This window comes from Streptomyces sp. DH12, from assembly GCF_020873895.1.
In the GTDB taxonomy this organism is placed as follows: Bacteria; Actinomycetota; Actinomycetes; order Streptomycetales; family Streptomycetaceae; genus Streptomyces.
The window spans coordinates 149,160-170,820 of sequence record NZ_JAHWGT010000010.1; the positions used below are offsets into that span (position 1 = coordinate 149,160).

A 21,661-nucleotide genomic window follows, 5' to 3' on the forward strand; every position below is an offset into this window, starting at 1 on the left:
GCGCAGGGACTCTCGGGCGGTACGGCTCTTCGGGGGCGTGCCGCCCGTACCCTTGCAACAACCGAGGACGTCAAATAGCGGGCGTCCACGACTGAAGGAAGAACACCATGCTGATCGCTCAGCGTCCCTCGCTGACCGAAGAGGTCGTCGACGAGTACCGCTCGCGGTTCGTCATCGAGCCGCTGGAGCCGGGCTTCGGCTACACGCTCGGCAACAGCCTGCGCCGTACGCTCCTGTCCTCGATCCCGGGTGCGGCGGTCACGTCCATCCGCATCGACGGCGTCCTGCACGAGTTCACCACCGTGCCGGGTGTCAAGGAGGACGTCACCGACCTCATCCTCAACATCAAGCAGCTGGTCGTCTCCTCGGAGCACGACGAGCCGGTCGTGATGTACCTGCGCAAGCAGGGCCCCGGCCTGGTCACCGCCGCGGACATCGCCCCGCCGGCCGGTGTCGAGGTGCACAACCCCGACCTGGTCCTCGCCACGCTCAACGGCAAGGGCAAGCTGGAGATGGAGCTGACCGTCGAGCGCGGTCGCGGCTACGTCTCCGCCGTGCAGAACAAGCAGGTGGGTCAGGAGATCGGCCGCATCCCGGTCGACTCGATCTACTCGCCGGTCCTCAAGGTCACCTACAAGGTCGAGGCCACCCGAGTCGAGCAGCGCACCGACTTCGACAAGCTGATCGTCGACGTCGAGACCAAGCAGGCCATGCGCCCGCGTGACGCCATGGCGTCCGCCGGCAAGACCCTGGTCGAGCTGTTCGGCCTGGCCCGCGAGCTCAACATCGACGCCGAGGGCATCGACATGGGCCCGTCCCCGACGGACGCCGCCCTCGCCGCCGACCTGGCGCTGCCGATCGAGGAGCTCGAGCTCACGGTCCGCTCGTACAACTGCCTCAAGCGCGAGGGCATCCACTCCGTGGGTGAGCTCGTGGCGCGTTCCGAGGCCGACCTGCTCGACATCCGCAACTTCGGTGCGAAGTCGATCGACGAGGTCAAGGCGAAGCTGGCCGGCATGGGCCTGGCCCTCAAGGACAGCCCGCCCGGATTCGACCCGACCGCCGCCGCCGACGCCTTCGGCGCCGACGACGACGCGGACGCCGGTTTCGTCGAGACCGAGCAGTACTGATCACTGCCCGTGGGCGACCGCCCGCGGGGCCCTGACCCCGGTACCTGACACGGCCGGGGCAGATCACAAGGAGAAACACCATGCCGAAGCCCGCCAAGGGTGCCCGTCTGGGCGGCGGCGCCGCGCACGAGAAGCTGCTCCTCGCGAACCTCGCGAAGGCGCTCTTCGAGCACGGCCGCATCACCACGACCGAGGCCAAGGCCCGCCGCCTGCGTCCGGTCGCCGAGCGCCTGATCACCAAGGCGAAGAGGGGCGACATCCACAACCGTCGCCTGGTGCTGCAGACGATCACGGACAAGGGCATCGTCCACACGCTCTTCACCGAGATCGCCCCGCGCTACGCCGAGCGTCCCGGTGGCTACACCCGGATCACCAAGATCGGCAACCGTCGTGGCGACAACGCCCCGATGGCCGTGATCGAGCTGGTCGAGGGTGAGATCGCCAAGAAGGCGACCGTCGCCGAGGCCGAGGCCGCCACGAAGCGCGCGGTCAAGGAGTCGGACGAGGCCAACGCCAAGGTCGACGAGGCGAAGGCCGACGAGGCGGAGGCCAAGGCCGACGAGGCCAAGGCCGAAGAGTCCAAGGACGCCTGAACCGCGTTCTGAAGGCGCAACGACGGGCCCGTCCCCCTCAAGGGGGGCGGGCCCGTTCGGCTTGAGAGGATTGACGCGTGAGCGATGACGTGAAGCCCGGTTCCGTACGGGTGCGGCTGGACCTGTCCTACGACGGCAGGGACTTCCACGGCTGGGCCAAGCAGGCCGGCGGGCAGCGGACCGTGCAGGGCGAGATCGAGGACGCCCTGCGCACGGTGACGCGGTCCTCGGAGACGTACGAGCTGACCGTCGCCGGGCGGACCGACGCGGGCGTCCACGCGCGCGGGCAGGTCGCCCACGTGGACCTGCCCGAGGCCGTCTGGGCCGAGCACCGAGAGAAGCTGCTGCGGCGGCTCGCCGGGCGGCTCTCCCACGATGTGCGGATCCGGCGGGTCGAGGAGGCGCCGAGCGGCTTCAACGCCCGCTTCTCGGCGATCTGGCGGCGGTACGCCTACCGGGTCACCGACGACCCCGGCGGCGTCGACCCGCTGCTGCGCGGCCACGTGCTGTGGCACGACTGGCCGCTCGACGTCGACGCGATGAACGCCGCCGCCGAGCCGCTGCTCGGGGAGCACGACTTCGCCGCGTACTGCAAGAGGCGGGAGGGCGCGACGACCATCCGCACCCTTCAGCAGCTGCGGTGGGAGCGGCTGCCGTCCGGGGTCATGGAGGCCACGGTCAGGGCGGACGCCTTCTGCCACAACATGGTGCGCTCGCTCGTCGGCGCGCTGCTGTTCGTCGGCGACGGGCACCGGCCGGTGGAGTGGCCGGCGAAGGTCCTCGCCGCGGGGGTGCGGGACTCCGCCGTCCACGTCGTACGGCCGCACGGGCTGACCCTGGAGGAGGTCGGCTACCCGGCGGACGAGCTGCTGGCCGCCCGGAACCTGGAGGCCCGCAACAAGCGGTCACTGGCCCCCGGCGGGAGCGGTGGCTGCTGCTGACGCCTGCGCGCGGCCGCGGGCGTAGATCTGGTTGAAGGTGAAGGAGCCCAGGTCGTCGCTGGTCTTGTAGACGGCGGTGTCGGAGGTGGTGACCTTCCGGCCGTCGGTGAAGCCGGCCTGGGTGAAGTACGCGTAGCGGCCCAGCGCGTTGGAGCGGCGCAGGCAGACGGTGGCGCGGCAGAAGTCGCCGACGCCGGCGCCCGCGAGCGGGGCGATCCCGCCCCGGGCGCCCTCCTTCGCCGCGAGCGCCTTGCCCTGGTCGGCGAAGACGGCGACGCCGACCGTGACCGCGACGCCGTCCCGCACGTAGGTGGCGCGGATGACGCGGGCGCAGCCGTGCTCCCGCAGGACGGCGCCCAGGCCGCCCTGGCCCGTGCCGGCGCACTCCGTGGTGGAGGCGGTGGCGCCCTTGGCGTACACCCGGTCGCCGAAGGTCAGCTTCCGGCCGGGGAAGAGGCCCTCCGGGGTGAGCGGGGCGGTGTCCTTGGCGGCCGTGGAGAGGAAGTCCATCGGGTCCGGCGGGGGCGCGGGGGCGACGGGGGAGAAGGACGGCTGGGGGCCGGTCCCGTCGGTGGGGACCTCGGCGCCGCCCGGCGGCGCGGTCGTCGCGGAGGCGGCCGGGGCGGTGCCGCCGCCGCTGCCGCCGTTGACGACGGCGACGGCGACGACGGTGGCGATGGCGGCCGTGGCGAGGACCCCGCCGGCGGCGACCAGCCGGCGTCGGCGGCGCTGGCGCGCCTCGGACGCCTCCGCCAGGGCGCTCCAGTCGGGGGTGCCGTCGGCCGTCGCGCCGAAGGGGGCCGCGGGCCGCTGCCCGAACGGCTCACGGCCCTGGTCGTACGGCTCCTGCCCGGGGGCGTACGGCGCCCGGTCCCGGCCCTGCCCCTGGCCGTACGGGCCCTGGCCCGCGCCCGGGTCCTGCGGCTGCTGCTGCCCGTACGGCCCGCCGTACGGGGCGGCGGGCTGCTGCTGCCCGTACGGGTCGTGGCCGGCGGCCCCGTCCGGCTGGTGTGGCTCCTGCGGCCACCGCGGTCCCCCAAAGCTCATGGCGCGCATCCTAATCCGGTTGGGGATCGGCGGGACCGGCGGTCAGAATGCGGCCCATGGGACATGTGGAGGTCGCGCACCTGGAGTACTACCTGCCGGACGGGCGGGCGCTGCTCGGTGATGTGTCGTTCCGGGTCGGCGAGGGCGCCGTGGTCGCGCTCGTCGGACCGAACGGAGCCGGCAAGACGACGCTGCTGCGGCTGGTCGCGGGGGAGGCGCAGCCGCACGGCGGGACCGTGGCGGTGAGCGGCGGGCTGGGGGTGATGCCGCAGTTCGTGGGGTCCGTACGGGACGAGCGCACCGTCCGCGACCTGCTGGTGTCGGTGGCGCCGCCGCGGATCCGGGAGGCGGCCGCCGCGGTCGACGCGGCCGAGCACCTGATCCTGACCGTGGACGACGAGGCCGCGCAGATGGGGTATGCGCAGGCGCTGAGCGACTGGGCGGAGGCGCGCGGCTACGAGGCCGAGACGCTGTGGGACATGTGCACCACGGCGGCGCTGGGCGTGCCGTACGAGCGGGCGCAGTTCCGGGAGGTGCGCACGCTCAGCGGCGGCGAGCAGAAGCGGCTCGTGCTGGAGGCGCTGCTGCGCGGCCCGGAGGAGGTGCTGCTCCTGGACGAGCCGGACAACTACCTCGACGTGCCGGGCAAGCGGTGGCTGGAGGAGCGGCTCGCCGAGACCCGCAAGACGGTGCTGTTCGTCTCCCACGACCGGGAGCTGCTGGCGCGGGCCGCGCAGAAGATCGTCGCGGTGGAGCCGGGCCCGGCCGGGTCGGACGTGTGGGTGCACGGCGGCGGCTTCGCGACGTTCCACGAGGCGCGCCGGGAGCGGTTCGCGCGGTTCGAGGAGCTGAAGCGGCGCTGGGAGGAGAAGCACGCCCAGCTGAAGAAGCTCGTGGTCAACCTGCGGCAGGCCGCGTCCGTCAGCCACGAGATGGCCTCGCGGTACGCGGCGGCCCAGACCCGGCTGCGGAAGTTCGAGGAGGCCGGGCCGCCGCCGGAGCCCCCGCGCGAGCAGGACATCCGGATGCGGCTGCGCGGCGGGCGCACCGGTGTGCGGGCCGTGGTGTGCGAGGGGCTGGAGCTGTCCGGCCTGATGAAGCCGTTCGACCTGGAGGTCTTCTACGGGGAGCGGGTCGCCGTCCTCGGCTCCAACGGCTCCGGCAAGTCGCACTTCCTGCGCCTCCTGGCGGGCGACCCCTCGGTGGCGCACACCGGCGCGTGGAAGCTCGGCGCGCGGGTCGTGCCCGGCCACTTCGCCCAGACCCACGCCCACCCCGAGCTCCAGGGCCGCACCCTCGTGGACATCCTGTGGACCGAGCACGCCAAGGACCGGGGCGGGGCGATGTCGGTGCTGCGCCGGTACGAGCTGGAGCGGCAGGGGGACCAGCCCTTCGGGCGGCTCTCCGGCGGGCAGCAGGCCCGGTTCCAGATCCTGCTGCTGGAGCTGTCGGGCGCGACGGCGCTGCTGCTCGACGAGCCGACGGACAACCTCGACCTGGAGTCGGCGGAGGCCCTCCAGGCGGGTCTGGAGGCGTACGACGGGACGGTGCTCGCGGTGACGCACGACCGGTGGTTCGCGCGCTCGTTCGACCGGTACCTGGTCTTCGGTGCCGACGGCGCGGTCCGGGAGACGGCGGAGCCGGTGTGGGACGAGCGGCGGGTGCGGCGCGAGCGGTAGCGGGCGGGCGGGGTGCGGCGGACCGGCGCGGGCGGGCGGGCGCGGCGGCGCCGTTTTGACCCGGGTGGGGGACGCCGCGTATTCTTCTGGTTCGTTATGCGTACTGGCTTGCTCGATCTCACGTGAGAGGCCGTTACGCCGGCTCACCGGGCCGATGACCAGCGACCTGCACTCGGTATGCGTCACCGACGTGTGGTCATGGCTGTCGTGATCGTCCGTGGTGGCCTTGACAGGACCCACTCACTGAAGAAGCGAAGGCTACGACCGTGCGTACGTACAGCCCCAAGCCCGGCGATGTCACTCGCCAGTGGCACGTCATTGACGCCCAGGACGTCGTCCTGGGTCGACTGGCCACCACCGCCGCCACGCTCCTCCGGGGCAAGCACAAGCCGATCTACGCGCCGCACGTCGACGCTGGTGACTTCGTCATCATCATCAACGCCGACAAGGTGCACCTGTCCGGCAACAAGCGGACCCAGAAGATGGCCTACCGCCACTCCGGGTACCCGGGCGGCCTGCGCTCCGTGCGCTACGACGACCTCCTCGCGAACAACCCCGAGAAGGCCGTCGAGAAGGCCGTCAAGGGCATGCTCCCCAAGAACTCCCTCGGCCGTCAGATGCTCTCGAAGCTGAAGGTCTACGCGGGCGAGAACCACCCGCACGCTGCCCAGCAGCCGGTTCCGTTCGAGATCACCCAGGTCGCGCAGTAAGTCCGGCCACCCCCTAAGACGAAGAGAAGCTGAGGAGCATCGTGGCCGAGACCACTGTTGAGAACCCCATCGAGGGCGAGGAGACCTACGCCGAGGTCACCACCTTCGAGTCCGAGGTCCCCGTCGAGGGCGAGTACACCTCGGAGTCCCTCGCGTCCCGCTTCGGCGAGCCGCAGCCGGCGGCCGGCCTGGGCCGCCGCAAGAACGCCATCGCCCGCGTCCGGATCGTCCCGGGCACCGGCAAGTGGAAGATCAACGGTCGCACCCTTGAGGACTACTTCCCGAACAAGGTGCACCAGCAGGAAGTCAACGAGCCCTTCAAGGTGCTCGAGCTCGAGGGCCGCTACGACGTCATCGCCCGCATCTCGGGTGGCGGCGTCTCCGGCCAGGCCGGCGCCCTGCGCCTGGGCGTGGCCCGCGCGCTGAACGAGGCGGACGTGGACAACAACCGCGGCGCCCTGAAGAAGGCCGGCTTCCTCAGCCGCGACGACCGCGCGGTCGAGCGCAAGAAGGCCGGTCTCAAGAAGGCCCGTAAGGCCCCGCAGTACAGCAAGCGCTAAACACGCCTGCTCGGTCTGCTCGACGTACGCCCCGGCGGCACCTCCGTGCTGCCGGGGCGTACGTCTATACGCTTCACCTTGCTTTTTTCGGAGTAACTCGGAGGACAGCTGTGGGACGACTCTTCGGCACGGACGGTGTGCGCGGTGTCGCCAACGCGGATCTGACGGCGGAGCTCGCGCTCGGTCTGTCGGTCGCGGCGGCGCACGTGCTCGCCGAAGCGGGGACCTTTGCGGGACACCGGCCGACCGCCGTGGTGGGGCGGGACCCGCGGGCGTCGGGAGAGTTCCTGGAGGCCGCCGTCGTCGCGGGCCTCGCCAGCGCGGGCGTCGACGTCATGCGGGTGGGCGTGCTGCCCACCCCTGCGGTCGCCCACCTGACCGCCTCGCTCGGCGCCGACCTCGGTGTGATGCTGTCCGCCTCGCACAACGCCATGCCGGACAACGGCATCAAGTTCTTCGCGCGCGGCGGCCACAAGCTCGCCGACGAGCTGGAGGACCGCATCGAGTCCGTGTACGAGCAGCACCGCACCGGCGCGCCCTGGGACCGGCCCACCGGCTCCGGCGTCGGCCGCGTCGCCGACTACCGGGAGGGCTTCGACCAGTACGTCGCCCACCTGCTCGGCGTCCTGCCCAACCGGCTCGACGGGCTGAAGGTCGTCCTCGACGAGGCGCACGGCGCCGCGTCCGGCGTGTCGCCCGCCGCGTTCCGGCAGGCCGGCGCGGAGGTCGTCACCATCGGCGCCACCCCGGACGGGCTCAACATCAACGACGGCTGCGGCTCCACCCACCTGGAGCTGCTGAAGGCCGCCGTCGTCGAGCACGGCGCGGACCTCGGCATCGCCCACGACGGCGACGCCGACCGCTGCCTCGCCGTGGACCACACCGGTACCGAGGTCGACGGCGACCAGATCCTCGCCGTACTCGCCCTCGCCATGCGCGAGGCGGGCACGCTGCGCGGCGACACCGTCGTCGCGACCGTCATGTCGAACCTCGGCTTCAAGCTCGCCATGGAGCGCGAGGGCCTGCGCCTCGTCCAGACGGCGGTCGGTGACCGGTACGTGCTGGAGGAGATGAAGGAGAAGGACTACGCCCTCGGCGGCGAGCAGTCCGGGCACGTCATCGTGCTGGACCACGCCACCACCGGCGACGGCACGCTCACCGGGCTGCTCCTCGCGGCGCGCGTCGCGGCGACGGGGCGGTCCCTCGCGGAGCTGGCGGGCGTCATGGAGCGCCTCCCGCAGGTCCTGGTCAACGTCAAGAACGTCGACCGGAGCCGCGTGGGCACCTGCGCCGAGCTGGCCGCCGCCGTGGCGGACGCCGAACGCGCCCTCGGCACCACCGGCCGCGTCCTGCTGCGCCCGTCCGGCACCGAGCCGCTGGTGAGGGTCATGGTCGAGGCCGCGGACATCGAGCAGGCCCGCTCGATCGCCGGCCAGCTCGCGGACGCGGTGAAGGCCACGCTCGGCTGACCCGGCCGCCCGGCCGTACGGCATCGGGGGCGCCCCACGTCCGTGGGGCGCCCCTCGCGCGCATCCGGCGTGCCCGGCGCGGGTCCGGCGGCGGTACCGACCACGCCCCGGCGGGCCCGGCGCGCCCGCCCGGTGGACGGGTCCGGTGCGCCCGCCCGGCGGGCGAACCGGGCCCGGCGGCCGCCCGGCGGACGGCCCGGTGCGTGCCCGGGGTCAGCTCCGCCGCGGGCCGCGGCGCCGGCGGGCCCAGAGGAGCTTCTGCGTCAGCAGGGTCAGGGTGCCGGCGAGCACGATCGCCAGCATGTTCAGCAGCAGCTGCTCCATGGAGCCCTCGGTCTGGCCGAGGTCGCCGTACGCCAGCGCCACGGCGGCGTTGGCGGCCGCCGGGACGGTGGTGACGGAGATGGCCACCCCGACCAGCGCCCCGGACTTCGCGGAGGTGAGCGACAGGGTGCCGGCGGCCCCCGCGAGCAGACCGACGACGAACGAGAACCAGTCCGGCGCGTAGACGAACCCGGTGTTGGGGCGCTCGCCGTGCAGCCGCTCCTCGGTGAACAGGCCCGCCGCGTCCATCCCCAGGCTGAACACCACCGTCGACGCGATGGCCGCCGCGAAGCCCACCAGCAGGGCTGCCAGCGACCGCCAGGCCAGGCGGGAGCGGCGCTGCACCAGCGCGGTGCAGACGCCCGCCAGCGGGCCGAACTCGGGGCCCACCGCCATCGCGCCCACGATCAGCACGGCGTTGTCCAGGACCACGCCGCAGGCCGCGATCATCGTGGCGAGCGTCAGGAACGCCACGTAGGTGACGCTGAGGGTGGACTCCTCGTGGGTGGCTTCCCGCAACCGGTCCCACAGCACGGCGTCGGCGGCCTCGCCGGGCGCCTCCGCCTCGGCCCGGTCCGCCCGCGCGGAGAGCGACAGGCCGACGTCCTGGACGGCGATCGAGCCGGCCTCGTCGATGCCCAGGGCGCACAGGTCGGCGAGGAGCCCGTCGCCCGCCTCGCGCGCCACGTCGCACAGGACGAGGTCGCCGGCCGGGTCGCGGGCGGCGCCGGGGACGACGGCGAGGTGGGTGGTGCCGACCGTCCTCTCGATCGTGCCGACCACCTCGTCGGTACGGTCGGCCGGGACCATCAGGCGCAGGTGCAGCACGGCCGCGCTCCGTTCGGTGGTTGCGGCGGGGTCAGAGCTTGCGCAGGGAGAGCCGCTGCACCTTGTGGTCGGGGCCCTTGCGGACGACCAGGTTGGCGCGGCCGCGGGTCGGGGCGACGTTCTCCAGCAGGTTCACCTTGTTGATCGTGCGCCACATCGTGCGCGCGTAGTCGAGCGCCTCCTCCTCACCGACCTGCGTGTACTTGCGGAAGTACGACGAGGGGTCCTGGAAGGCGGTCGCGCGCAGCTTGCGGAAGCGGTTCAGGTACCAGCGCTCGATGTCCTCGGGCCGGGCGTCGACGTACACGGAGAAGTCGAAGTAGTCGGCGAGGCCCACGCGGGTGCGGCCGTCCTTGCCGGGCAGGGCCGGCTGGAGGACGTTGAGGCCCTCGACGATGAGGATGTCGGGGCGCCGCACGGTCAGCAGCCGGCCGGGGACGATGTCGTAGATCAGGTGCGAGTAGACGGGCGCGGTCACCTCGTCCTTGCCGGCCTTGATGTCGGCGACGAACCGGGTGAGCGCCCGCCGGTCGTACGACTCGGGGAAGCCCTTGCGCGACATCAGCCCCCGCGCCTGGAGCTCCTTCATCGGCAGCAGGAAGCCGTCGGTGGTGACCAGCTCGACGCGCGGGTGCTCCGGCCAGCGGGCCAGCAGCGCCTGGAGGAGGCGGGCCACGGTCGACTTGCCGACGGCGACGGAGCCGGCGACGCCTATGACGAACGGGGTGCCCCGCTGGGCGCCCTTCTCGCCGAGGAAGGTGTTGAGCGTCCCCCGCAGGTTCGCGGTGGCGCCCACGTAGAGGTTGAGGAGCCGGGAGAGCGGCAGGTAGATGTCCCGGACCTCGTCGAGGTCGATGACGTCGCCGAGGCCGCGCAGCCGCTCCACCTCGTCGGCGGTGAGCGGCAGCGGCGTCTTGTCCCGCAGCGCGCTCCACTGGTCCCGGGTCAGGTCGACGTAGGGCGTCGTCTCGGCACGCCGGGGCGGGGCGGCGGCGTTGCCGGGCGGCGGTGTGCTGCTTCGTGGCGGCGAAGTGATCACAGGGCCATTGTCGGGCGTCCGGGGCCGGCGTGGGGGGTGGGGTCGGTCACGTGGGCTACGGCGGGCGGTGTTGATCACGTACGCGTCACGGTCGGGTACCGGCATGGGGTGTCCGTCGGAGATGTGTTCGAGGGGTCGGACGTGCGCACTTATCGTGTGCACAACATCCATAGAGAAAGTTGTGCTCATGCGCGCCTCCGTCATCCGCCGTTCCGCCGTCGCCGCCTCCGCGGTCTCGCTCGCCCTGCTCGTCACCGCCTGCGGCGGCGGCGAGAAGGCGGGGGACGGGGACAAGGGCGCCGCCAAGGAGGGTGCCTCGGCCGCGCCCGCCGCCAAGGCTCTCACCGCCGCCGAGCTGGAGAAGGCCGTGCTCGCCCAGGGCGACCTCAAGGGCCACAAGGTCGAGCCGGCCGGCGCGGACGAGATCGGCAAGCCCGGTTCGGTCACCGTCGACAAGGCCGAGTGCCTCCCGCTGGCCGAGCTCGGATCCGGGCTCGCCCTCGGCAAGCCCACCGCCGACGTCACCCGCAAGGTGATGGAGGAGCCCAAGGCCGGCGCGGAGAAGCCGAGCCTGGAGGACATGACGGAGAAGCAGATCGAGGAGGCGCTCACCCAGTCGATGGCCGTCACGGTCACGGTCGACAAGCTCGCCTCGTACGAGGCGAAGGGCGCCGCCGACGCGCTCGCCTCGCTGCGTGCCGCCGCCACCGCCTGCACCGGGGGCTTCACGGTGACGCAGGACGGCGAGAAGACGAAGATCGTCAAGGTGGCGGAGGAGAAGGTGTCCGGCGGCGACGAGGCCGGCGCCTGGGTGGTCACCGCCGACCTGGAGGACGGCGACTCCATGACGGTCAAGGCCGCGGCCGTCCGCCAGGGCACCACGCTCGCCACCTTCACGGCGATGAACATCGGCGCGTCCGCCGGCGGCAAGGACTTCCCGATGCCGACCGCCGTCATCGACGCCCAGGTCGCGAAGGTCGCCAAGGCGGCCCAGGGCTGACCCGCCGTCGGCCCGGCCCGGCGGTCCCGCGCCCGGCCCGGCGGTCCCGCGCCCGGCCGGGCCGGCACGCCGTCGGGCCGTCCGCCCGGCCCGGCTGACACGTGGTCCGGTCGTCCGCCGGTCGGGCGGCCCGCCGCGCCCCGGAGCCGTAGGCTGCCGCCATGTGCGGAATCGTGGGATACGTCGGCGGGCAGTCGGCGCTTGATGTCGTCATCGCGGGTCTGAAGCGGCTCGAGTACCGGGGTTACGACTCGGCCGGGGTCGCCGTCCTCGCCGACGGCGGCCTGGCCGCGGCGAAGAAGGCCGGCAAGCTCGTCAACCTCGACAAGGAGCTGGCCGGCCGACCCCTGCCGACCGGGTCCACCGGGATCGGGCACACCCGGTGGGCCACGCACGGCGGGCCCACCGACGCCAACGCCCACCCGCACCTGGACAACGCGGGTCGCGTCGCCGTCGTGCACAACGGCATCATCGAGAACTTCGCGGCGCTGAGGGCCGAGCTCGCCGGACGCGGGCACGAGCTCGCCTCCGAGACCGACACCGAGGTGGTCGCCCACCTCCTCGCCGAGGCCCACTCGTCCACGGACGACCTCGCCGAGGCCATGCGGCAGGTGTGCCGCCGGCTCGAAGGGGCGTTCACGCTCGTCGCCGTCCACGCCGACGAGCCGGACGTGGTCGTCGGCGCCCGGCGCAACTCGCCGCTCGTCGTCGGCATCGGCGAGGGCGAGTCGTTCCTCGCCTCCGACGTCGCCGCGTTCATCGACCACACCCGCTCGGCCGTCGAACTCGGCCAGGACCAGGTCGTCGAGGTGCGCCGGGACGGCGTCACGGTCACCGACTTCGACGGCGCCCCCGCCGACGTTCGGGCGTACCACGTCGACTGGGACGCCTCCGCCGCCGAGAAGGGCGGCTACGACTACTTCATGCTCAAGGAGATCGCCGAGCAGCCGAAGGCCGTCGCCGACACCCTGCTCGGGCGCATCGACGCCGAGGGCTCCCTCACCCTGGACGAGGTGCGCATCCCGGCCGCGGTGCTGCGGGAGGCCACCAAGGTCGTCATCGTCGCCTGCGGCACGGCCTTCCACGCCGGGCTCATCGCCAAGTACGCCATCGAGCACTGGACCCGCATCCCCTGCGAGGTGGAGCTGGCCAGCGAGTTCCGCTACCGCGACCCCATCCTCGACCAGCGGACGCTGGTGGTGGCCGTCTCGCAGTCCGGCGAGACCATGGACACGCTGATGGCGCTGCGCCACGCCCGCGAGCAGGGCGCCCGGGTGCTGGCGATCTGCAACACCAACGGGTCGACCATCCCGCGCGAGTCCGACGCCGTCCTCTACACGCACGCCGGGCCCGAGGTCGCCGTCGCCTCGACCAAGGCGTTCCTCACCCAGCTCGTCGCCTGCTACCTCGTGGCGCTCTACCTCGGCCAGGTGCGCGGCACCCAGTGGGGGGACGAGATCCGCGCCGTCATCCGGGACCTCTCCCGGATCGCCGAGGACGTGGAGCGGGTCCTGGAGACCATGGAGCCCGTCCGGGCGCTCGCCCGGTCCCTCGCCGACCACGACACGGTGCTCTTCCTCGGCCGGCACGTCGGCTACCCGGTGGCCCTGGAGGGGGCGCTGAAGCTCAAGGAGCTGGCGTACATGCACGCCGAGGGGTTCGCCGCGGGCGAGTTGAAGCACGGCCCGATCGCGCTCATCGAGGAGGACCTGCCCGTCGTCGTGGTGGTGCCCTCGCCGCGCGGGCGCTCCGTGCTCCACGGCAAGATCCTGTCGAACATCCAGGAGATCCGGGCGCGGGGCGCGCGGACCATCGTCATCGCCGAGGAGGGGGACGAGGCCGTCGTGCCGTACGCCGACCACCTGATCCGCGTCCCGGTGACGCCCACCCTCCTCCAGCCGCTCGTCTCCACCGTGCCGCTCCAGGTCTTCGCCTGCGAGCTGGCCACGGCCCGCGGCAACGAGGTGGACCAGCCGCGCAACCTCGCCAAGTCGGTCACCGTCGAATGATCATCGGGGTGGGGATCGACGTGGCCGAGATCGACCGGTTCGCGGAGGCGCTGGAGCGGACGCCGCAGATGGCGCAGAGGCTGTTCCTGGAGCGTGAGTTGATACTGCCCAGCGGGGAGCGGCGCGGAGTCGCCTCGCTCGCCGCGCGGTTCGCCGCGAAGGAGGCCGTCGCCAAGGCGCTCGGCGCGCCGGGGGGACTGCACTGGACGGACGCCGAGGTGTACGTCGAGGAGAGCGGCCGGCCGCGGCTGCGGGTGCGCGGCACCGTCGCCGCGCGCGCCGCCGAACTGGGCGTGCGGAACTGGCACGTGTCGCTCAGCCACGACGCGGGGGTGGCGTCCGCCGTGGTCATCGCGGAGGGTTGACGGCATGCGTACTGCGTACCGGGTGGAGAGTGTGCGGGCCGCCGAGGCGGCGCTGATGGCAGGGCTTCCCGAGGGGGCGCTGATGCGGCGGGCCGCCGCCGGGCTCGCGGGGGCCTGCGCGGGGCTGCTGGGGCGGGTGTACGGGTCGCGGGTCGTCCTGCTGGTCGGCAGCGGTGCCAACGGTGGTGACGCCCTGCACGCCGGGGCGAGGCTCGCCCGGCGCGGCGCCGGCGTGTCGGCCGTCGTGCTCGGCGCGCGCGCCCACGAGGGCGGGCTCGCCGCGCTGCTCGCGGCGGGCGGCCGGGTGGCCGACGACCCGTTCGCCGTGCTGGCCCGTGCGGACCTGGTGCTGGACGGCATCACCGGCATCGGCGGCCGCGGCGGGCTCCGCCCGGAGGCCGTGCCGGTGGTGCGGGCCGCGCGGGGCTCCGGCGCCGTCGTGGTGGCCGTGGACCTGCCGAGCGGCGTGGACGCCGACACCGGCGCCGTCGACGGGGAGGCGGTGCGGGCCGACGCGACGGTGACGTTCGGGGCGTACAAGCCGGGGCTGCTCGTCGACCCGGCGCGGGAGTACGCGGGCGCGGTGCGGCTCGTCGACATCGGCCTGGGCGGTCTGCTGCCGTCCCTGCCGGAGCTGGAGGCCCTGCACCACGCCGACGTGGCGCGGCTGCTGCCGGTGCCGGCCGCCGAGAGCGACAAGTACCGGCGCGGCGTCGTCGGGGTCGTCGCCGGTTCGGCCCGCTACCCGGGCGCGGCCGTGCTGGCCGTCGCGGGAGCGCTGCGGGGCGGGGCGGGGGCCGTGCGGTACGTGGGGCCGGCGGGCGGCGCCGTGCTCGCCCGGTACCCGGAGACGCTGGCGCACGCCGGCCCGCCGGCGGCCGCCGGGCGCGTCCAGGCGTGGGTGCTCGGGCCGGGGCTCGGCGACACCCCGGGCGCGGACGACGTCCTCGGCTCGGACGTGCCGGTGCTCGTCGACGCCGACGGCCTGCACGCGCTGGACCCGGCGGCGGTACGGGCCCGCCCGGCGCCGACGCTCCTCACCCCGCACGCGGGCGAGGCCGCCGCGCTGCTCGGCACGGCCCGCGCGGACGTGGAGGCGCGGCGGCTGGAGGCGGTGCGGGAACTGGCGGCGCGGTACGGGGCGACGGTGCTGCTCAAGGGGTCCACGACGCTCGTCGCCGACCCGGACCCGTCCGTCCCGGTGCGGGTGAACCCGACCGGTACGCCCTGGCTCGCCACCGCGGGCAGCGGCGACGTCCTGTCGGGGCTGGCCGGTTCGCTGCTCGCCGCCGGACTCGCCCCGCGCGACGCCGCGTCGGCCGCCGCGTACCTGCACGGGCTCGCCGCCCGCCGGGCCGCCGCCGGGGCGCCGGTCGCGGCGCACGACGTGGCCGACGCGCTGCCGGGCGCGTGGCGGGACGTCGCCGCCTGACGGGCCCGCCGGGCCGGGGCCCCCGCCCCCGGGGCGGCGCGGGGGAGCGCAGGTCCGGCCGGGCGGGCCCGGCTGCGTAGGATTCCCTCGTTCACCAGGGGTGGGAGAGATCGTGGGGGAGAACCCGCACGTCGCCGCGCTCGCGCGGCTCATGCCGTCGGACCACGGGGCCGACGAGCAGGTCGACTGGGCGGCCGCCGAAGCCCGGTGGGGCGTCCGCTTCCCCGCCGACTACCGGGACTTCATGGCCCGCTACGGCGGCGGCTCCGTCAACGGCGAGGCCGTCGTCCTGCTGCCGCTGCCGCGGCGCGGCGTGCGGTGGCAGCCGGGCGACCTCGCCGAGGAGACGGCGAACGTACGCCTGGCCTGGCGGGCGGAGGGCGGGCGCGACGCCCTCGACGTGGACCCCGAGCACCTGCTGGCCTGGGGCGTGACGGCCGGTCCGGACATCCTGTGCTGGCTCACCGCCGACCCGGACCCCGACCGCTGGCCGGTCGTCGTGTGCGGGCGCCACACCTCCCCGACGTTCAGCGTCCACCCGTACGGGATGGCCGCCTTCCTCCACCGGCTCCTCGCGGACGAGTTCGACGACCCGCCGGTGAGCCTCGTCTTCTGGGACGGCACCCCGGCCCGGTTCGTGCACTGGCGCGAGGAGCAGCGCCGGTACCTCGCCGGCCTCGACCCGCTCACCGGCGAGCCCGACCCGTACGCCCAGCCGCGCCACCGCGCGGCGGACGACGGCGGGCCGCAGTGACCGGGGCGGCGGCCGGGCGTACGGCTCGGGCGGCGGCGGCCGGGCGCGGTGACCGGGACGGCGCGGGGCCCGGCGGCCGGGGTGGCGGCGGCCGGGCGACAGTGACCGGGGCGACACGGCGGGGCGCCGGGGTGCCGGGGCACACCTGAGACACTGGGCGCGATGAGTGAGACACCGCAGCACACCCGCGCCACCCGCGCGTACGAGCGCCCCGACACCCGCGCCCGCGCCGAGATCGACCTCGGTGCGCTGCGCGCCAACGTCCGCGCGCTGCGCGCCCGCGTCGCGCCGAGCGGCGCCCGGCTCATGGCGGTCGTGAAGGCGGACGCGTACGGGCACGGCGCCGTGCCGTGCGCCCGCGCCGCGCTCCGGGCGGGGGCCGCCTGGCTCGGCACCGCCACGCCGCACGAGGCGCTCGCGCTGCGCGCCGCGGGCATCGACGCCCCGCTCCTGTGCTGGTTGTGGACGCCCGGCGGGCCCTTCCGCGCGGCGGTCGAGGCGGACGTCGACATCGCGGTCAGCGGACTGTGGGCGCTCGACGAGGTCACCGCGGCGGCGCGGGCCGCCGGGCGCACCGCCCGGGTGCAGCTCAAGGCGGACACCGGGCTCGGCCGCAACGGCTGCCTGCCCGGCGACTGGCCGCGCCTCGTCGGGGAGGCCCTGCGCGCGCAGGCCGAGGGACTGGTCCGGGTGACCGGCCTGTGGTCCCACTTCGCCTGCGCCGACGAGCCGGGCCACCCGTCGGTCGGCGAACAGCTCGCCCGGTTCCACGACATGCTGGAGCACGCGGAGAAGGCCGGCGTCACACCGGAGGTGCGGCACATGGCCAACTCCCCGGCGACGCTCACCCTCCCCGAGTCGCACTTCGACCTGGTGCGCACCGGGGTGGCGATGTACGGCGTCTCGCCCAGCCCCGAGATCGGCACGCCCGCCGACTTCGGGCTGCGCCCCGTGATGCGGCTGAGCGCCTCCGTGGCGTCCGTGAAGCAGGCGCCCGCCGGGCTGGGCGTCAGCTACGGCCACCACCACGTCACCGACGCCGAGACGACCCTCGCCCTCGTCCCGCTCGGGTACGCCGACGGCGTCCCCCGCCACGCCTCGGGCCGCGGCCCGGTCCTGCTGGGCGGCGCCGTGCGGACCGTGGCCGGGCGGGTCGCGATGGACCAGTTCGTGCTGGACCTGGGCGGCGACACCGTCGAGCCGGGCGAGCGCGCGGTGCTCTTCGGCCCCGGCGACGACGGCGAGCCGACGGCCGAGGACTGGGCGCGCGCGGCGGGGACCATCGCGTACGAGATCGTCACCCGGGTCGGCGCCCGCGTCCCGCGCGTCCTCCTCCACGAGGACGCGGACGGAGACGGGGACGGGGACGGAGTCGAGGACGGGGACGGGGCCGAGTGCGGGAACGGGCGCGAGCACGAGGACGCGCACGGGCGCGAGCGGGAGTAGGGGGGCGAGCGTGGCGGAGACCGGTGCGGGGGCGGCCGCGGTCGGTGACGTGGTCGGCGGGGCGGTCGGTGACGCCCTCGAGGCCGTCGCCGGGGCCGCGGCGGGCGGTGCCTGGCGGCGCCGCGCCGGGTTCGCCGGGGTCGCGCTCGGGGTCGTCGCCGCCACGGCGGCCACCGGGGTGGCCCTGGAGCGGTTGACGGTCGGGCGCGGCGTCCGCCGCAAGGCCCGCCTCGCCCTCGACACGGCCGGCCCGTACGGCGCGCTGCGCGGCACGCCCGGCACCGCGTACGCCGACGACGGCACGGCACTGCGGTACGAGGTCGACGAGGTCGACGAGGTCGACGGAGCCCGCGGGCGCGACGGGGTCGACGACGGAGCCCCCCGGCGCGGCGACGGGGTCCGCGATGCGGTCGAGGCCGGCCGGGGCGGCGGGGCCGGGGCGTCCGGGGCCGCCCAAGCGCGACGGGGAGCCGCCCCCGTCACGGTCGTCTTCAGCCACGGTTACTGCCTCAACCAGGACTCCTGGCACTTCCAGCGGGCCGCGCTGCGCGGGCTGGTCCGCACCGTCCACTGGGACCAGCGCAGCCACGGCCGCTCCGGGCGCGGCGTCGCGCAGGGCGGCACCGACGCCGCACCGGTCTGCATGGACCAGCTCGGCCGCGACCTGCGGGCCGTGATCGACGCGGCGGCGCCCGAGGGCCCGCTGGTCCTGGTGGGCCACTCCATGGGCGGCATGACGATCATGGCGCTGGCCGACCAGTACCCCGACCTCGTACGGGACCGGGTCGTCGGCGTCGCCTTCGTCGGCACGTCGGCGGGGCGGCTCGCCGAGGTCACCTTCGGCCTGCCGGTGGCCGGGGCGAATGCCGCGCGCCGGGTGCTGCCGGGCGTGCTGCGCGCCCTGGGCACCCGCACGGAGCTGGTGGAGCGGGGCCGGCGGGCCACCGCCGACCTCTTCGCCGGGCTGGTGCGCCGCTACAGCTTCGGCACGCGCGACGTGGACCCGGCCGTGGCGCGGTTCGCGGAGCGCATGATCGAGGCGACCCCGATAGACGTGGTGGCCGAGTTCTACCCGGCTTTCGCCGAGCACGACAAGGCGGACGCGCTCGCCGTGCTCTCCGCCGCGGGCGTGCCGGTACTGGCGCTGGCGGGCGGGCGGGACATGGTGACGCCCGGCTCCCACACGGAGGCCATCGCCGCGCTGCTGCCGCAGGCCGAGCTGGTCGTCGTGGAGGACGGCGGGCACCTCGTGATGCTGGAGCACCCGGAGACGGTCACCGGGCACCTCGCCGCGCTGCTCGTACGGGCCGGCGCGCTGGCCCCGGGCACGGCGGAGGCGGTCGCCGGCAGCGGTTAGGTTGGCGGTATGGAAGCAGCACACACCGAAGCGGCCCACACGGAGGCGCCGGGGACCCCCGTGGCCGCCACCGCCCGGCTGACCGTCCACTCGCCCGACGAGATGCAGGAGCTCGGCCGCGCCCTGGCCGGGCTGCTGCGCCCCGGCGACCTCGTGATGCTCACCGGCGAGCTGGGCGCGGGCAAGACGACCCTGACGCGCGGCCTCGGCGAGGGGCTCGGCGTGCGCGGCGCGGTCACCTCCCCGACGTTCGTCATCGCCCGCGTCCACCCCTCCCTGGTCGACGGGCCCGCCCTCGTCCACGTCGACGCCTACCGGCTGGACGGCGGCCTGGACGAGATGGAGGACCTGGACCTCGACGTCTCGCTGCCGGACTCGGTGGTGGTCGTGGAGTGGGGCGACGGCAAGGTCGAGGAGCTGACCGAGGACCGGCTGCACGTGGTGATCGACCGGGTCGTCGGCGCGACCGACGACGACCGGCGCGAGGTCACGCTCACGGGCCTCGGCGCGCGCTGGAAGGGCACCGACCTCGCGCTGCGCTGACGTCGCGTCACTGTGCGCCCGGCCCGGCGCCGTACTTTCCGACAAGTCGTCGGCACATTGTTGCGCCGTACCTCCGAGGCGTGGTCACATGGATACCAGCCGTTGGTTAGGTCTACCTAACTACGCTCGTCCCGCCCGTGGAGCCAGGAGGCAACCATGCCGCAGCAGCAGTCGGAGCGGCCGCAGCCGTCGGACGTGTCCATGCGTGATCTGCTGGCGTCCTGCGCTGCCGCGAACGCCGTGTCCACGCCGCCGCGCCGGTCCCCCGCCGGGGACCCGGCCGAGAACCCCGCGGAGGGCGCGGCCGACGGCGTGCCCGCGGACGCGGCAGACGACGACGCCGCCACGGCCGAGGGCGCCGGCGAGCCCGCCGGGCCCCGGAAGCACCGGGCGCCCCGGGCCGCCTGAGCGCGGCGCCGAGGCGCGTTCCGGGCGACGGGCCGTCCCGCCGGGGCGGCGCGGGCGGGCGTCAGGGGACGACGACGACCGTGGAGTTGACCGTCGCGACCGTCCACAGCGCTTCGCCGTCGGCGCGCGCCATCCGCACCCCGCCGGTCTTGCGGGACGGGTCGGGGCTGGACATCGAGCCGTCCACGGCCGCGCTGAAGCCCACCGTCACACCGTCCACCACGGCGAACCGCACCACGTGCTCCACCTGCACCCCGTCGGAGCCGCGGACCTTGCCCGTGCGGGAGGTGACCGCGTAGGTGCCGGGTGTCGGGCTGACCGCGCTCGGCATGACCGGGAAGGTGCGCAGGACCTTCTCGTCCTCGTCGACCAGCCAGACCCGCCGGTCGGCCAGCGCGTACACGACCCGCTCGCCCGAGCCCGACCGCGGGGGCAGCGCCAGGGCGTCGGGGGCGGGCTTGCCGGCGGACCCCGGAGCGGCCGGGGCGGTCGCCGCGGACGGCGACACGGTGCTCGACGGCTTGGTGGGGGAGCGGAGGTCGGCGGGGGCGCCGGCCGACGCCTGGTAGGCGAGGAAGCCGACCGCCGCGAGCGCCGCCGCCGTGAGCCCGGCCACGAATCCCGAGCTGCTCCTAGCCACGCTGCCCCACCTCTCGTACGACGTTTCGGTGTGACGGTAGCAGCAGCGCCGGGCCGGGACCGGGGCGCCGTGCCCGCCCCGCGGGCGCCGTAGGCTGTTCGCGTGCTGCTGCTCGCCATGGATACCGCCACGCCCGCCGTCACCGTCGCCCTGCACGACGGGCGGTCCGTCCTCGCCCGGTCGCACCAGGTCGACGCCCGGCGCCACGGGGAGCTGCTGCTCCCCGCCGTCCACCGGGTGCTGGGCGACGCGGGCCTCGGCGTCGACGCCGTCACGGACGTCGTCGTGGGGGTCGGCCCCGGCCCGTACACCGGGCTGCGCGTCGGCCTCGTCACGGCCGCCACCTTCGCCTCCGCGCTGGGCGTCCCCGTCCACGGGGTGTGCACCCTCGACGGGCTGGCGTACGCCTCCGGGATCGACGAGCCGTTCGTGGTCGCCACGGACGCCCGTCGCAAGGAGGTCTACTGGGCCCGGTACGACGACTCCCGCACCCGCGTCACCGACCCGTCCGTCGACCGGCCCGCCGACATCGCCGAGCAGGTGGCCGGCCTCCCCGCGGTCGGCGCGGGCGCGCGGTTGTACGCCGAGGTCTTCCCCGATGCCCGCGACCCCGAGCACCAGTCGGCGGCCGCGCTGGCCGCGCTGGCGGCCGAGCGGCTCGCGGCGGGGGAGCGGCTGCTGGAGCCCCTGCCCCTGTACCTGCGCCGGCCCGACGCCCAGGTGCCGAAGAACTACAAGGTGGTCACGCCCCGGTGACCGGCCCCGTGCTGCGCGAGATGCGCTGGTGGGACATCGCACCGGTGCTGGAGCTGGAACGGGAGCTGTTCCCCGAGGACGCCTGGTCGGAGGGGATGTTCTGGTCGGAGCTGGCCCATGCCCGCGGGCCGGGCGCCACCCGCCGGTACGTCGTCGCCGAGGACGCGGGCGGGCGGATCGCCGGGTACGGGGGGCTCGCGGCGGCGGGCGGGCTCGGCGACGTCCAGACCATCGCGGTCGCCCGCGCGCACTGGGGCAGCGGCCTCGGCGCCCGGCTGCTGACCGAGCTCCTGCACCACGCCACCTCCTTCGAGTGCGAGGAGGTGCTGCTGGAGGTCCGCGTGGACAACACCCGGGCCCAGCGGCTGTACGAGCGCTTCGGCTTCGAGCCGATCGGCTTCCGCCGCGGCTACTACCAGCCGGGCAACGTCGACGCGCTGGTGATGCGCCTGCCCCTGCACGAGACCCGCCCGGCCGCGGGGACACCCGAGCCGCCCGGAACACCCGAGCCGAGCGAGGCATCCGAGCCCGTCGAGACACCCGAGCGGGTCGAGACACCCGAGCGGGTCGAGACACCCGAGCGGGTCGAGACATCCGAGACCACCGAGACACCCGAGCCCACCGAGACACC

21 protein-coding genes and 1 pseudogene are annotated in these 21,661 nt (G+C 74.7%); 18 read left to right on the top strand and 4 right to left on the bottom strand.

Going from position 1 to position 21,661, the window contains the following annotated elements:
• Positions 1 to 107: 107 nt before the first annotated feature.
• From LPA54_RS11825 to truA, 3 genes are all read left to right on the top strand, one after another.
• Positions 108 to 1,130, top strand: a complete 1,023-nt coding sequence (locus LPA54_RS11825; RefSeq protein WP_003956430.1) for a DNA-directed RNA polymerase subunit alpha — start codon at positions 108 to 110, stop codon at positions 1,128 to 1,130.
• A gap of 80 nt (positions 1,131 to 1,210) precedes the next feature.
• A complete protein-coding gene (gene rplQ, locus LPA54_RS11830; protein ID WP_228976569.1) occupies positions 1,211 to 1,723 on the top strand; it encodes a 50S ribosomal protein L17 in 513 nt (170 codons plus the stop codon).
• Between the two features lie 77 nt (positions 1,724 to 1,800).
• Positions 1,801 to 2,664 (top strand): tRNA pseudouridine(38-40) synthase TruA, encoded by an 864-nt coding sequence (truA, locus tag LPA54_RS11835; RefSeq protein WP_228976572.1) that lies wholly within the window; start codon positions 1,801 to 1,803, stop codon positions 2,662 to 2,664.
• Here truA and LPA54_RS11840 read toward each other — a convergent pair.
• Complete coding sequence (locus LPA54_RS11840; RefSeq protein ID WP_228976573.1) at positions 2,629 to 3,711, bottom strand: hypothetical protein; 1,083 nt, start codon at positions 3,709 to 3,711, stop codon at positions 2,629 to 2,631. The genes truA and LPA54_RS11840 overlap by 36 nt on opposite strands.
• A 56-nt stretch (positions 3,712 to 3,767) precedes the next feature.
• Here LPA54_RS11840 and LPA54_RS11845 point away from each other — a divergent pair, with 56 nt between their 5' ends.
• The 4 genes from LPA54_RS11845 to glmM all read left to right on the top strand — a co-directional run bounded on the left by LPA54_RS11845 (position 3,768) and on the right by glmM (position 8,129).
• Positions 3,768 to 5,390, top strand: coding sequence for an ABC-F family ATP-binding cassette domain-containing protein (locus LPA54_RS11845; RefSeq protein WP_228976574.1), 1,623 nt, complete (start codon positions 3,768 to 3,770; stop codon positions 5,388 to 5,390).
• 266 nt (positions 5,391 to 5,656) lie between these two features.
• A complete protein-coding gene (rplM, locus tag LPA54_RS11850) occupies positions 5,657 to 6,100 on the top strand; it encodes a 50S ribosomal protein L13 (RefSeq protein ID WP_023587008.1) in 444 nt (147 codons plus the stop codon).
• A gap of 41 nt (positions 6,101 to 6,141) precedes the next feature.
• Positions 6,142 to 6,660: a 30S ribosomal protein S9 gene (gene rpsI / locus LPA54_RS11855; protein ID WP_058943147.1), complete on the top strand. Its 519-nt coding sequence runs from the start codon at positions 6,142 to 6,144 to the stop codon at positions 6,658 to 6,660.
• A 110-nt stretch (positions 6,661 to 6,770) separates the two neighbouring features.
• Positions 6,771 to 8,129 carry a phosphoglucosamine mutase gene (glmM, locus tag LPA54_RS11860; protein ID WP_228976576.1) on the top strand — a complete coding sequence of 453 codons (1,359 nt, stop codon included), beginning with the start codon at positions 6,771 to 6,773 and terminating at the stop codon, positions 8,127 to 8,129.
• Positions 8,130 to 8,342: 213 nt separating this feature from the next.
• Here glmM and LPA54_RS11865 read toward each other — a convergent pair whose 3' ends face one another.
• Positions 8,343 to 9,281, bottom strand: a complete 939-nt coding sequence (locus LPA54_RS11865) for a DUF389 domain-containing protein (protein WP_228976578.1) — start codon at positions 9,279 to 9,281, stop codon at positions 8,343 to 8,345.
• 31 nt (positions 9,282 to 9,312) lie between these two features.
• Complete coding sequence (coaA, locus tag LPA54_RS11870) at positions 9,313 to 10,320, bottom strand: type I pantothenate kinase (RefSeq protein WP_308112836.1); 1,008 nt, start codon at positions 10,318 to 10,320, stop codon at positions 9,313 to 9,315.
• Positions 10,321 to 10,507: 187 nt separating this feature from the next.
• Between coaA and LPA54_RS11875 the strand changes: the two genes are divergently transcribed.
• The 9 genes from LPA54_RS11875 (at position 10,508) to LPA54_RS11915 (ending at position 19,634) form a co-directional block, all read left to right on the top strand.
• Complete coding sequence (locus LPA54_RS11875) at positions 10,508 to 11,320, top strand: hypothetical protein (RefSeq protein ID WP_228976579.1); 813 nt, start codon at positions 10,508 to 10,510, stop codon at positions 11,318 to 11,320.
• 161 nt (positions 11,321 to 11,481) lie between these two features.
• Positions 11,482 to 13,329: a glutamine--fructose-6-phosphate transaminase (isomerizing) gene (gene glmS, locus LPA54_RS11880; RefSeq protein ID WP_228976582.1), complete on the top strand. Its 1,848-nt coding sequence runs from the start codon at positions 11,482 to 11,484 to the stop codon at positions 13,327 to 13,329.
• Positions 13,326 to 13,694, top strand: a complete 369-nt coding sequence (locus LPA54_RS11885; RefSeq protein ID WP_228976584.1) for a holo-ACP synthase — start codon at positions 13,326 to 13,328, stop codon at positions 13,692 to 13,694. Before glmS ends, LPA54_RS11885 begins: the two co-directional genes overlap by 4 nt.
• Before the next feature lie 4 nt (positions 13,695 to 13,698).
• Positions 13,699 to 15,126 carry an NAD(P)H-hydrate dehydratase gene (locus LPA54_RS11890; protein ID WP_228976586.1) on the top strand — a complete coding sequence of 476 codons (1,428 nt, stop codon included), beginning with the start codon at positions 13,699 to 13,701 and terminating at the stop codon, positions 15,124 to 15,126.
• A gap of 112 nt (positions 15,127 to 15,238) precedes the next feature.
• A complete protein-coding gene (locus tag LPA54_RS11895; protein ID WP_228976588.1) occupies positions 15,239 to 15,880 on the top strand; it encodes an SMI1/KNR4 family protein in 642 nt (213 codons plus the stop codon).
• 162 nt (positions 15,881 to 16,042) lie between these two features.
• Positions 16,043 to 17,326, top strand: coding sequence for an alanine racemase (gene alr / locus LPA54_RS11900; RefSeq protein WP_228976591.1), 1,284 nt, complete (start codon positions 16,043 to 16,045; stop codon positions 17,324 to 17,326).
• Positions 17,327 to 17,375: 49 nt separating this feature from the next.
• The gene (locus LPA54_RS11905; protein WP_228976658.1) at positions 17,376 to 18,683 is read left to right on the top strand and encodes an alpha/beta fold hydrolase; all 1,308 of its coding nucleotides are present in this window, start codon (positions 17,376 to 17,378) and stop codon (positions 18,681 to 18,683) included.
• Between the two features lie 9 nt (positions 18,684 to 18,692).
• Positions 18,693 to 19,226: a tRNA (adenosine(37)-N6)-threonylcarbamoyltransferase complex ATPase subunit type 1 TsaE gene (gene tsaE / locus LPA54_RS11910; protein WP_228976592.1), complete on the top strand. Its 534-nt coding sequence runs from the start codon at positions 18,693 to 18,695 to the stop codon at positions 19,224 to 19,226.
• Between the two features lie 156 nt (positions 19,227 to 19,382).
• The gene (locus LPA54_RS11915) at positions 19,383 to 19,634 is read left to right on the top strand and encodes a hypothetical protein (RefSeq protein WP_228976665.1); all 252 of its coding nucleotides are present in this window, start codon (positions 19,383 to 19,385) and stop codon (positions 19,632 to 19,634) included.
• A 61-nt stretch (positions 19,635 to 19,695) separates the two neighbouring features.
• Here the strand turns inward: LPA54_RS11915 and LPA54_RS11920 are convergent, their stop codons facing one another.
• A complete protein-coding gene (locus tag LPA54_RS11920; RefSeq protein ID WP_228976659.1) occupies positions 19,696 to 20,250 on the bottom strand; it encodes a L,D-transpeptidase in 555 nt (184 codons plus the stop codon).
• Positions 20,251 to 20,376: 126 nt separating this feature from the next.
• Between LPA54_RS11920 and tsaB the strand changes: the two genes are divergently transcribed.
• Both tsaB and rimI read left to right on the top strand, forming a co-directional pair.
• Positions 20,377 to 21,030, top strand: a complete 654-nt coding sequence (tsaB, locus tag LPA54_RS11925) for a tRNA (adenosine(37)-N6)-threonylcarbamoyltransferase complex dimerization subunit type 1 TsaB (RefSeq protein WP_228976595.1) — start codon at positions 20,377 to 20,379, stop codon at positions 21,028 to 21,030.
• Between the two features lie 20 nt (positions 21,031 to 21,050).
• Positions 21,051 to 21,482, top strand: a pseudogene (gene rimI / locus LPA54_RS11930) (ribosomal protein S18-alanine N-acetyltransferase); the annotation flags it as partial.
• Positions 21,483 to 21,661: the final 179 nt, after the last annotated feature.